This is a genomic window from Protofrankia symbiont of Coriaria ruscifolia (assembly GCF_900634745.1).
GTDB lineage: Bacteria > Actinomycetota > Actinomycetes > Frankiales > Frankiaceae > Protofrankia > Protofrankia californiensis.
Genome location: NZ_CAAAFR010000050.1, coordinates 9,679 through 21,353, shown reverse-complemented (window position 1 = coordinate 21,353; position 11,675 = coordinate 9,679). Strand labels below are relative to the sequence as shown.

9 protein-coding genes are annotated in these 11,675 nt (G+C 68.2%); 3 read left to right on the top strand and 6 right to left on the bottom strand.

The window, feature by feature from the left end; all coding sequences use genetic code 11:
- Nucleotides 1-64: 64 nt before the first annotated feature.
- Nucleotides 65-1,174 (bottom strand): XdhC family protein, encoded by a 1,110-nt coding sequence (locus CV1CTNOD_RS07635; protein WP_131785445.1) that lies wholly within the window; start codon nucleotides 1,172-1,174, stop codon nucleotides 65-67.
- 305 nt (nucleotides 1,175-1,479) lie between these two features.
- On the opposite strand from CV1CTNOD_RS07635, the gene CV1CTNOD_RS07630 reads away from it, so the two are divergent.
- On the top strand, nucleotides 1,480-2,409 hold the full coding sequence (locus CV1CTNOD_RS07630) for a proteasome assembly chaperone family protein (protein WP_131785444.1): 930 nt from the start codon (nucleotides 1,480-1,482) through the stop codon (nucleotides 2,407-2,409).
- 41 nt (nucleotides 2,410-2,450) lie between these two features.
- Here the strand turns inward: CV1CTNOD_RS07630 and CV1CTNOD_RS07625 are convergent, their stop codons facing one another.
- On the bottom strand, nucleotides 2,451-3,926 hold the full coding sequence (locus CV1CTNOD_RS07625) for an NAD(P)/FAD-dependent oxidoreductase (protein ID WP_242606462.1): 1,476 nt from the start codon (nucleotides 3,924-3,926) through the stop codon (nucleotides 2,451-2,453).
- A gap of 261 nt (nucleotides 3,927-4,187) precedes the next feature.
- Between CV1CTNOD_RS07625 and CV1CTNOD_RS07620 the strand changes: the two genes are divergently transcribed.
- Nucleotides 4,188-5,036, top strand: a complete 849-nt coding sequence (locus CV1CTNOD_RS07620) for an SDR family oxidoreductase (RefSeq protein WP_131785443.1) — start codon at nucleotides 4,188-4,190, stop codon at nucleotides 5,034-5,036.
- Between the two features lie 84 nt (nucleotides 5,037-5,120).
- Here the strand turns inward: CV1CTNOD_RS07620 and CV1CTNOD_RS07615 are convergent, their stop codons facing one another.
- The 4 genes from CV1CTNOD_RS07615 to CV1CTNOD_RS07605 form a co-directional block, all read right to left on the bottom strand.
- Nucleotides 5,121-7,031 carry an amino acid transporter gene (locus CV1CTNOD_RS07615; RefSeq protein WP_131785482.1) on the bottom strand — a complete coding sequence of 637 codons (1,911 nt, stop codon included), beginning with the start codon at nucleotides 7,029-7,031 and terminating at the stop codon, nucleotides 5,121-5,123.
- Nucleotides 7,032-7,704: 673 nt separating this feature from the next.
- On the bottom strand, nucleotides 7,705-7,926 hold the full coding sequence (locus CV1CTNOD_RS07610) for a hypothetical protein (protein WP_131785442.1): 222 nt from the start codon (nucleotides 7,924-7,926) through the stop codon (nucleotides 7,705-7,707).
- A 591-nt stretch (nucleotides 7,927-8,517) separates the two neighbouring features.
- A complete protein-coding gene (locus CV1CTNOD_RS24530) occupies nucleotides 8,518-8,688 on the bottom strand; it encodes a hypothetical protein (RefSeq protein ID WP_165485369.1) in 171 nt (56 codons plus the stop codon).
- Nucleotides 8,685-10,115 carry a serine/threonine-protein kinase gene (locus CV1CTNOD_RS07605; RefSeq protein WP_131785441.1) on the bottom strand — a complete coding sequence of 477 codons (1,431 nt, stop codon included), beginning with the start codon at nucleotides 10,113-10,115 and terminating at the stop codon, nucleotides 8,685-8,687. The genes CV1CTNOD_RS24530 and CV1CTNOD_RS07605 overlap by 4 nt, the downstream gene beginning before the upstream one ends.
- 414 nt (nucleotides 10,116-10,529) lie before the next feature.
- Here CV1CTNOD_RS07605 and CV1CTNOD_RS07600 point away from each other — a divergent pair, with 414 nt between their 5' ends.
- On the top strand, nucleotides 10,530-11,579 hold the full coding sequence (locus CV1CTNOD_RS07600) for a Kelch repeat-containing protein (RefSeq protein WP_131785440.1): 1,050 nt from the start codon (nucleotides 10,530-10,532) through the stop codon (nucleotides 11,577-11,579).
- Nucleotides 11,580-11,675 lie beyond the last annotated feature (96 nt).

Sequence of the window (11,675 nt, the reverse complement as noted above, 5' to 3'; positions counted from 1 at the left end):
GCAGCCACTGGCCTGGGCACTTTCGACTCCGGTGCGCTGGATCGGCACGTCACAATGCGGAACGTCACAATTCAGTGTGGATACGACCGGAGGTCACCGACAACGGCCGGCCGTTTCCCCCCCAGCGCAGCTGGATGATTTCGGCCGCGATCGACACCGCGGTCTCCTCAGGCGTTCGGCCACCGAGGTCGAGCCCGATCGGCGCCCGGATACGGGCCAGTTCCTCCTCGGTCAGCCCCGCGGCCCGCAGGCGGGCAAGCCGGTCGGCGTGGGTGCGCCGGCTGCCCATCGCCCCGATGTAGCCTGCCGGGGTGCGCAGGGCCGACACCAGCAACGGCACGTCGAACTTCGGGTCGTGGGTGAGCACACAGATCGCCGTGGACGGGTCCACAGCGGTCCGCCCGAGGTAACGGTGCGGCCATTCGACCACCACCTCGTGGGCGTCCGGGAAACGTCCGCGGGTGGCGAACACCGGCCGGGCGTCGCACACGGTGACCCGGAACCCCAGAAACGCCCCGACGCGGGTGAGCGCGGCCGCGAAGTCGATCGCGCCGAACACGAGCATGCGGGCAGGCGGTGCGAACGCCTGCACGAACACGCTGACCTCGGCGCGGCGCCGCTGGCCGCGCGACCCGTACCGGCGCTGACCACACTGCCCCTGCGCGAGCATCCCCCGGGCGTCGTCGATGACGGCCGCGTCGAGCCCGCCGGTGCCGAGCGTGCCGACCACCCGGTCCGGCCAGACCGCCAGCCGGGCCCCCACCGTCACCGGTCCACCGGCCGAGCCGGTGGCGGTGGCGGTAGCCACCGGCTCGGCCGCGTCCACCGCCGCCGCCACGTCGCCGAACTCCGGCGCCCGCCGGCGGTCGATGCTCTGCACGAAGACGCTGATCGTCCCACCGCAGGTCAGTCCGGTCGCGAACACGTCGTCATCGCCCAGGCCGTATGTGGCCAGCGCCGGCTCGCCCGTGGTGAGCACCTGGCATGCCATCTCGTACACCGCGCCCTCGACGCAACCGCCCGAGATGCTGCCGACCGCGTCCCCGTCGGCGTTCACGGCCATCACCGCACCGGGCGGACGCGGCGCGGACGAACTGGTCGCGACCACGGTGGCGAGCGCGAACGGTGTCCCCGCCGCCCACCAGCGGGCCAGCCCCGGCAGCCTGTCACGCATGAGACCTCCTTGCCGCTGTGCCGCTGTGCTGTGCCGCTTTGCCGCCGCGCCCACCCTCGTCGGCGACAGCGACGGCGAGAGGCTGTTCCCAGGTTGGACTACCCATGCCGACCACGCCGCGCAGGACACAGCCACGATCTCCCGCCATGGCCACCGCCCGCCCGGGCCTGAACCCAACTGCGATACTTACCGCGAGCGGTCCACCAGGTTCCCAGGAGGCGTCACGCGGTAGGAACAGATCGGCACCGTTGCCGCTTCATCTTCGTTGAAGCGGTCGACAGACTTCTGTGAGGAGACCCTGACCAGTGCTCGACCCGAGTGAGCTGTATGAAGTCGCCGACGACCTGCCGGAGATCGGCAGGCCCGTGCTGGTGGAGGCGCTCACCGGTGTCGTCGATGCGGGTGGCGCGATTCGGCTGGCCCGCGACCACCTGCTGACCACGCTGGACAACCGTCTCATCGCGACCTTCGACGTCGATCAGTTGCTCGACTACCGCTCCCGGCGCCCGTTCATGATCTTTGTTGAGGACCACTGGGAACACTACGACGAGCCGGTACTCGGGCTGTATCTCGTCGACGACAGCGCCGGCACGCCGTTCCTGCTGCTGTCCGGTCCAGAACCCGACCTGCAGTGGAAGCGGTTCATCGCCGCCGTCGGCGCCCTCGCCCAGCGCCTGAGCGTCCGGCTGACCGTGGGTCTCAACGCGATCCCGATGGCCGTTCCGCACACCCGCCCGTGCGGCGTCACCGCGCATGCCACCCGCCGGGATCTCATCATCGGATACGAGCCGTGGGTGCGGCGGGTCCAGGTCCCCAGCAGCGCCGGCCATCTCATGGAGTACCAGCGTGGGCGCGACGGTCTCGACGCGATGGGGTTCGCCGCCCATGTCCCGCACTATCTGTCGCAGACCGACTATCCGGCAGCCACCGAAAGCCTGCTCACCTCGCTGTCGAAGGCGACCGGCCTGATGCTCCCGCTGGACGGGCTGCGCTCCGCCTCAGCGGTCGTCCGCGGCAACATCGACCGGCAGCTGGCAAACGGCGGTGAAGCCGCGGCGCTGGTCACCGCCCTCGAAGAACAGTACGACACGTTCATCCAAGGTCGAGAAGGTACCGGCCTTCCGGCGGCCACGACCGAGGCGCTGCCCACTGCGGACGAACTCGCTGCCGCGCTGGAACGCTTCCTCGCGGAGCAGACCGAGCCTGACGGCCCACCCGACCTTCCCTCGGGCTGACCGTCAGGCTCCCCAGCGCTTGTCCTACCCCAGCGCTTGTGCTATCTGGCCCCGCTGCCGGTGTAGATGTCAGTCCGTTCAGCAGCGCTGATCGAGGATTTGGCCGGGGGCAGGAACCCGAGCTGGACGATCTGACGTGGGGTGAAGGCGCCGAGGAGCCAGTCGGCCGCAACCCGAGTCTTGTTGGTCAGGCACGGTAGCGCCCGGAGGTGGTACATGCGGGTCAACGCCGCGGCAGGCACCCCGGACAGGGGAACCCCGAGGGGATCGGCCACCGCGGCGGTCCCGCCGAGGTCGACGATGAAGCCGAGATTGCGATGCCGGTACGGCCGGGCCGTCGCGTAGCCCAGCGACGCGGCGACACTGCGAGCGGCGGCAGCTGCCTGCCGGACCGCATGCTGGGCGGTCTGTCCCGCGGGCTGGCAGCCCTGGGTGACGTCCGGCACGGCCGCGGCGTCGCCGAGTGCGAACATGCCCGCGACGTCAGGCACCCGGAACTGGGCGTCCACCACCAGCCGACCCTGCCGGGTCGTCGGCAGGCCCAGGGTTGCGACCAGCGGACTGGGGCTGACCCCCGCACACCAGACCAGGGTATGGGTCGCCACAATCTCACCGGTGGTGAACCGGACGCTGTCCGCACTCACCTCCGCGACGGACGTCCGTAGCCGCACCTCGACGCCGCGCGCGGCCAGCACCCGCGCCGCACGATCACCCAGAGCGGTACGCAGCTCCGGCAACACCCGTGGTGCCAGATCGGCCAGGATCCACCGGATGTCCCCCTCGGCGAGCCTCGGGTACTGGTACACCGCCCGTCTGGTGAACTGCGTCATCTGCGCGGCGAGCTCCGTCCCGGTGTAACCGGCCCCGATCACCACGAACGTGCACCGCGCCCGGCGCTCGGCCGGATCGTCGCAGGCATCGGCGTACTCAAGCTGGCGGAGTACGTGATCGCGTAGATAGACGGCTTCCGCGAGGTTCTTCAGACCCAGCGCATGGTCGGTGAGCCCCGGGATGTCGAAGGTGCGGGTCACCGCCCCGGGCGCGAGCACGAGCCGGTCCCAGTGCAGCTTCTCCCGGAAGCCGTCGGGCCGGCGGATCGTGACCGTACCGCCCCCGGCGTCGGTCCCGTCCGCGGCACCGGCGCCTCCAGCGGCGTCGACCGCGACGACGTGGCCGAGGTGGAGCGTGGTCCGCCGCAACGCGGCCCTGATGGAGACCGCCAGGTGACGCGGTTCGGCCTCGTTGGCGCTGACCTGCGGCAACAGCGACGTGTACAGGAGATGATCCACCGGGGACACGACGACGAGTTCGACTGCGTCCGCCGGCAGCCGCCGTTCCAGATGGCTGAGCACCCCGAAACCGCCGAAGCCGCTGCCGACCACGACGACCCGCGGGCGCGCCCGCGCACGTCCCGGGCTGTCGGCAGTCCGCGAAACCGCCGTGTCCCCGCCCGGCGACCAGGGGGCTGTGGCCTTCCGGACACGATAGAACCACGTCGAGTGCACGTCATCGGTCACGGTTGCCTCCAGCGTCTCGTTGCGGCGAGCTGCCCAGGTCGTCTCCCGCGACTCCTTCCAGGTACCGGGACGGGTAAACCGCAACCATGCCCCGGACGACCGGTGATGGCCTGCCAGGAGTCTGGTGACGATCTGCCGCGAGCGTCACCGACGGGCTACTCTGCACACAGGCCGCAACTAGGCTGTCCGCTCGAGGCTGTCCGCTCGAGCACGGACCTGCACGGGCCACCCATGCGACGGACCACCCAGAAGGGAACGCCGATGACCACATCCCCGCGGACCGTCGTGGTCACCGGGGCGTCGAAGGGGATCGGCGCGGCGACCGTGCGCCAGCTGGTCGGCCGGGGCAGACGGGTGATCGCCGGAGTACGCCGGGAGCAGGATGCGGCGGCGCTGAAGGCCGGATTCGGCGAGCGGGTCGTGCCCGTCCATCTCGACGTGACCGATCCGGACACGGTGGCGGCAGCCGTCGCCACCGTGCGCGACACCGTCGGAGCCGATGGTCTGGCGGGTCTGGTCAACAACGCGGGCATCGCGGTCGCCGCGCCGGTGGAGTTCCTCCCTCCGGCTGAGCTGCGCCGCCAGCTCGACGTCAATGTCGTCGGCCAGGTGGCGGTCACCCAGGCGCTGCTCCCCCTGCTGCGCGACGGCCACGGCCGGATCGTCAACGTGGGCTCGATCGGCGACCGGATCGTCTCGCCGATGCTCGGCGCGTACACCGCGTCGAAGTTCGCGCTGGCCGCGCTCACCGACACGCTGCGCCTCGAGCTCGCACCGTGGGGAATCGGTGTCGTCCTCGTCGAACCCGGAGCAGTCGCGACGCCGATCTGGCAGACGGCGACAGCATCCGCCGACCAGCTGCTCGCGACGCTGCCCCCGACGGTCGACAAGCTGTACGGGGCGCAGATCGCCGCCGCCCACGCGAGCGCGAGACGCAACGACGCCGCCGGGATCCCACCGGAGGAGGTCGCGAAGGTGATCGCGCACGCTCTGACGACTCGACGGCCCCGTACCCGGTATCTCGTCGGCAGGGACGCCCGCATCGCCTCTGCCGTTGCCCGGCTGCCACCGCGGGTGCGCGACCGCCTCGTCCTCAGCCAGTCACGATGACCAGGTGGCCGGATGGCCGTGGAGCCCCAACGGCTGTGGTGTCAGGTGCCTTTGGGGGCAACCGGTCGGCGCACGCCCTGAATGTCAACCGACGTGGACGAAGGGTCGTCGGGCTGGGTCGGGTTCGGCTTCGCGGAGCACCTCGCGGGTGACGGGCGCGACCTCGCCGACGCCGACGAACATGAACCGCAGCAGGTTGAGCAGGGGATTTCCCTCGCTCCACTCGAAGTAGACGTGCGGGCGCTCGCCGGTGACGTCACGCAGGTGCAGCAGGAGCGCCGCGATCGCGTTGGGTACGGAGGTGCTTGTCAGCTTCAGGATCCGGTAGCCGTGGCGTTCCTCGCCCCGGACGTCGAGTTCGCTTTCGAACTCCGATGCGTCCGGCACCGTCACCTCGACGAAGAGCAGGGGATCTCCGTCGGGGATGTGCAGGTCACCACGTTCTTGCCGTTCCTTGTCGTAGTATTCGGCGGCGTCCCTCAGGTCCGGTTCATTGGCGATCAGCCGTAGTTGGCCGGATCCGGCGGCCTCAGCGACGAACCGTGTCGCGGCAGCGTCCAGACGTACGTTCGTGACACGCAGCTCGAACGCGCGTATCCCACGCGACGCGAACGACACAACGATGATCGCCATGATGAAGAACGACCCGATGATCAATCCGTCCGGCCGTTCGATGATGTTCGCGATGGTCGTGTAGACGAAAACCATGGTGATGGCCGCGAACCCGGCGGTGTATACGCGCCGGCGCCGTTTCACCGACGCCAGCGTCACTGCCAGTGACGCCGATGTGATGAGGACGAGCACGCCGGTCGCGTAGGCGCCGGCCTGCTTGTCGACGCTGGCCCGAAACAGCACCGTGACGACGAACGCGACCGCGGTGAACACGAGAACCAGCGGGCGGACCGCACGTGCCCAGTGCGGGGCCATCCCATAGCGCGGCAGGTAACGGGGCACCAGGTTGAGCAGCCCTGCCAGCGCGGACGCACCGGCGAACCACAGGATTGCGATGGTGCTGACGTCGTACAAGGTCCCGAACCCGTTGCCCAACAGTTCGTGGGCGAGATAGGCAAGGGCGCGGCCGTTGGCGGCGCCGCCCGTCTCGAACTCCGCCTTCGGAATGAGCAGGGTCGTCACCATGCTGCTGGCCAGCAGAAAAACGCTCATAATTATCGCTGCGGTGGTGAGCAGGTGTCGGGTTCCCCGGATCCGCCCGGTGGGATGCTCCTCGGTGTCGGATGTGTCCCCGCGGATCAGCGGCATCACCGCCACGCCGGTCTCGAAGCCGGAAAGTCCCAGCGCAAGCTTTGGAAAGACCACGAGCGCCACCCCGATAATCAACAGGGGGTTCGGATGCTCGGACACCAGCAGGGTGTGCCAGTCGTCGACGACGTGCGGGGTGTGCAGCACCTGGACCACACCGGCCAGCACGACGACGAGGTTCAGCGTCAGATAGACCATGACCAGGGCGACCGCGATACCGAGGGCCTCGGTAAAACCCTTGAGAAATACCGCGGCAAGCAGGGCGAGCAACACCAGTGTGACAAGCAGGTTATGACCGTCCAGGAAGTCCGGGGCGTACGGGTTCTCGATGAGGTGCGCGGTGGCGTCGGCCGCCGACAGGGTAACCGTGATGAGGAAGTCGGTGGCGGCGAACCCCAACAGAACCAGGACGAGCAGCTTTCCCGACCACCACGGCAGAAGATGCTCCAGCATCGCGATGGAACCCTCACCGTGGGGGCTCGACAACGCCACTTTCCGGTAGACGGGAAGAGCCCCGAACAGGGTGAGCAGAACAAGGATCAGCGTCGCGACCGGGCTGAGGCTGCCGGCGGCAAGAGCGGCGATACCAGGCTGGTAACCGAGGGTGGAGAAGTAGTCCACTCCTGTGAGGCACATCACACGCCACCACGGGTGGCGCCTATGCTCGACCGGAGGCTGGGTATGGGGTCCCGCGTGCTGCCGCGACCGCTCGGCCAAGCCCTGGAGCAGCCACATGCGTAGGCGCTGGTCGTGCTGGCTTGTCCGGACAGGCTCTACGACAGTCACTACCAGCGCCTTCCATCGGATACAGAGTCGAATTGAGGGTAAGGGTTCGCTCATGACCACATCCCGTACTCGCCAGGCGGCCCACCGGTCGACTGCAGGTCACCGCGAAGGGCGATGTTCGGCCTGGTGAGGAAGTGCGACACAACACAGCCAAACGAGCCGGAGTCTACGGCGGGGCTCCGCCTCGCGCAGGCGCGTCCGGATGAATGGTCACGTGTACATCCGGCCCCATTCATCACCCGTCCACCCAGCGGCACGATCCCGCTCTTCGGGACCACCGACAAACGTGGGAGAGCGACGGGTCGCAGTCGCTGCCGGGCACCATGGGATGGCAGGCAATTCATAGAGTTAGACATATTCGTGGCACTGCTGGAAATATCGGAAACTTCCTGTTAATCTACCCATTTTTTCGACTCTGCCACGTGACGGACGGGCGACGAACAGGCAACGCATAGCGACCATTTTCCCGGCTGTCCCGACCGGACGTCCGGCTGTCCCGGCCGGGGCAAGCGGAGCGGCAGGCATGACATGGCCGTCGTGGCCCCAGAACAACCGGGGCCACGACGGCCATGTGCGGTTACTTGATTCGTGGTTACCTGAGTCGTGGTTACCTGAGTCGTGGCTACCTGGCCGAGGTGTTCAGCGCCGCGAGCGCCGAAGCCCAACGGAAGTACTTCAGATTGGCCAGATCAGCCACTGTTTTAACGCCGAACGCCTCCTGCAACAGTTGACCGTCTCGGTCCGAAACCCCCTTCAGGGCCGACACCGGTGCGGTGAGAATCTTCGCCAGATCCTGCTCCGCCCACGCCTTGTCCAATACTTTGTCGAGGTCGATAGAAGCCATATTTCCTCCTGGCACCCGACGGTCCCGCCATCCGGCCGGCGGCCCCTGTGTCCACAAGTATGATGCCGCACCCGGAAACGCACCACCGGCACCCGGTCCCCAGGCTCCTTCCGGGCGGGGGGTTCTTCAGCAGTATGTCTGTGCCGGTGAAATCCGGGGACTCGCCCTATAACCTGGTTCGCGAACATTCCGGCCAGTCGGCTTCGTTGTGGTGAACCGCCCGGAAAATCCACCGTGCCGCTGCACCGATGACGACAACGGTGTTGGGCGATACAGTCGTCGGGGCCTTCGTCAGGCTCCCGTCCCACCGCCGAAGCTGCGGTGGCACCGGCGGCGTCATCTCCGCGGTCACGAACCGGCCAGTCTGCAGGCAGGCGGCAGCGGCTGCCTCGGCAGGATGCAACTGAAGCTGGCGCAGCCACTCCCACTCCAGCAGGACCCAGTCGTCGTGCCTGCCCGGACGCAGACGCGCTCTGCGGTCCGCAGCCGGAAGCAGCGGACCGCAGAGCGCGTGATCACCCCTGTACCGCACCGGCGGACAGGCCGACACCGCGGCTGCAATCCCGCGACTTCGCCGTCCAGCGTAGGCGTCTACCACCAGTAGGTGACCCCCAGGACGACGTTGTGGACGGGAAATGTGACGGGAAATGTTTCGTGCCACTTCTGGGCGTTGCCGAAGAAGTTGACGAGTCCTATCCGGGGTGTCCAGAAGAAGATGCGCGGCCGCCACAGGACGCGCCGATCCCAGGAAGCATCGCTCACACGCGGTGCAAGGTCCCCTCGTAAGGGGGTTCCATGTCGCTGTCCGGCTCCACACGGAAGATCATCTGATCCTGTCCGCGACTGGTCACGGTGACGCGCCCGGGGGTGCAGGTTGGTGGTGGGACGTACCGCATCTCCATCCTGGTGGCGGTCCCGCGTAGCCAGGTCAGGGTTCCTCCGGCACACGAGCTCTGGCCCGACTCCACCTGCGCGATGCGACCATCGACCCGGAAGTACACCGTCCAGGTAACGTCGACGCCTTCGTAGGGGATGCGGCCCTGACCGCTCCAGGTGCCGGCAAAGGCGCTTGCGATGCCGTTGGTCTGCTGCTCGCTCGGTCCGCTCCCGGACGGCCAGAACAGCACAACGAGTACTGCTCCGACCGCAACCACGGCGGCGCCGAGCGCGAGAATCCACCGCCGCGCATGCGCGCCCTGCGATGTGGGCCGGTCCGGTAGGAGTCGTGTCATCCCCGGCCCGCGGGCACCATCAAAACGATCAAAATGATCAAAATGGAGGGTGGCGGCTGCGTTGGCGCCCTGGGTGAGGACACCCGCCGGTTGCGCGTCCACCCCGGGTGGGATCTCGCCTCCGGTTGTGGCCTGGTCCTGGCCAAGTAAACCGATGAGCACCTGATGGGCACGCGGGCGAGCATGTGGATCTTTGGCCAGGCAGGCGGCGACGAGCTCGCGCAATGGGCCGGGAAGCTCTCCCAGCTCTGGTTCGGCGTACAGGATCCGGTGGAACACCGCCGGGACCGAGTCCGAACCGAAGGGCGAGTGACCGGTCGCCGCAAAAACGATCGTCGCACCCCAGGCGAACACGTCCGCCGCCGGGCCGACGTCGGAGCCGGCAACCTGCTCGGGTGCCATGTAAGCCGGGGTACCGATCGCCTGACTGGCGATCGGGTTGGTTGTGTCCAACGCGCGGGCGATCCCGAAATCGATCACCCGTGGGCCGTCCGGGCCGATCAGCACGTTGCCCGGTTTGAAGTCCCGGTGGACGACGCCGGCGGCGTGGATCGCGGCCAGCGCCGTCGCGGTACCGATCGCCAAGCGTTCCAGCGCGCCGCCGTCGCGGGGACCCTGCGAGGACACCAGGTGCTGTAAGGACGGCCCGTCGACGTACTCGCTGACGATGTACGGCTGATCACCGTCGACGTCGGCGTCCAGCACCTGGGCGGTGCAGAAGCGGGCAACGCGTTTGGCGGCTGCCACCTCGCGGATGAATCGCTGCCGTGCCGCCGCGTCCCCGCTCAGGTCGGCACGCAACAGCTTGATCGCGACACCCTCGTCCGAAGCACCCTCGTCCGAAGCACCGTGACCGAGGTAGACCACGCCCTGCCCGCCTGCACCCAGCCGGGCGGTCAGCCGATAGGTACCCACACGTTCCGGATCATCGGAACGCAGCGGATCCCTGACGGGCATCAGGTCTCCCAGCACACTGCCTCCATCCGGGAATTCCTCACCACCACCTCACGATGGCGCTCCACTGCTGATTTACCAGCATGGGAAGACCTTTGGCAATTCTATCTACTTTTGACGGAACACAGCCGGCGAGGTCACGGCCTGTTCACCCTTTTACTGATATACCGATCCTCACACGTTTCCCGCTCGCTACCTGGCGGAGCCACGTCGCGGCCTATATCAACCTATATCGACAAAATACCTGCCGAGCCAACGCCGGGCAGTCCGATCCTCCAGGTGATGCGCGGCTCCTCGCCGCTGTCACCGGGACCGGGTTCGCGCGGGGTGATCCGTCCGCCCCTGGTCGATGATGCAGACGTGCGACACTTCGATCGATCCTTCCGGTCCTGGTCGGCTGCGAGCGTCCTCCTGAGCATGGCGGGTGTACTGATGCTCGCCGCCGGATGCGCCAGCGGTGGACCCCCAGCCGGCCGGACGGATACGGGCGGTCCGTCCACCCCGGCCGCCAGCACCGTCGCGTCCCCGGCCAAACCCTCGACATCCACCGGCGGGAACGTGCCTCCCGCTACCGGGCTGACGAGCCAGATCACCGGATGGCGGCTGCCCGGGCCGCTCTCCCGCGCGCAGGCCGTGGCCAGCGGCGGACGTCTCCTGCTGCTCGCGGGGCTCGTCCCCGGCGACCGCAGCAGCGGTCAGATCCTCGCCGTGGACCCCGCACACGGCACCGTCACACCCGTGGGCACGCTACAGGTGCCGGTGCACGACACCGCCGCCGCCGTGCTCGGGCCGGATGTCCTGCTGTTCGCCGGCGGTAACAGCACCGAGGTGAGCGTGGTGCAGACGTTCCCCGCAACGGACGCCTCCCCAGGCCCCTCCGGACGTTCCCGCACCATCGGGAACCTGCCGCAACCGCGATCAGATCTGGAGGCGGCCGACGCCGACGGAAAGATCTTTCTGCTGGGAGGATACGACGGAACCCGGACCCGGGCGGAGGTGCTGGCAACGACCGACGGCCGTTCCTTCACCACAGCCGGGACGCTTCCCCACCCTGTTCGCTACGGCGCCGCGATCACCATCGGCAATCCCGGCGCACAGCAGGTGCTGCTGTTCGGCGGCCAGAACGGTGGGGTGGCCACCGACGCGATCCAGCGACTCGATCCCGCCACGGGGACGGTGAGCGTAGTCGGGTGGCTCCCGGCGCCACTGTCCGAGGCGATGGCGTTCGCCCTCGGCGGCAGTGTCTGGATCGCCGGAGGAACCAGCGGTGGAAAGGCATCCGACCTGATCCTGCGCTACGACCCCGCGACCGGGCAGGCCGTACCCGCCGGACAACTTCCCTATCCGGTGGCCGACGCCGCGGTCACCGTCCTCGATGGCACGGCTTACCTGCTCGGCGGGGAGAACATCAAGGACCTGGACACTGTGGTGACGCTCGTCCCCCGGCAGCCCCGACAGCCCCGGTAAGAGCACGTGGCCAGCGCGCCGTATGCCCGGCAGTGCGTGAGCCGGTCACGACAGCCCGGTCACGACAGCACCGCTGTGGCGGGCAATACCAGATAC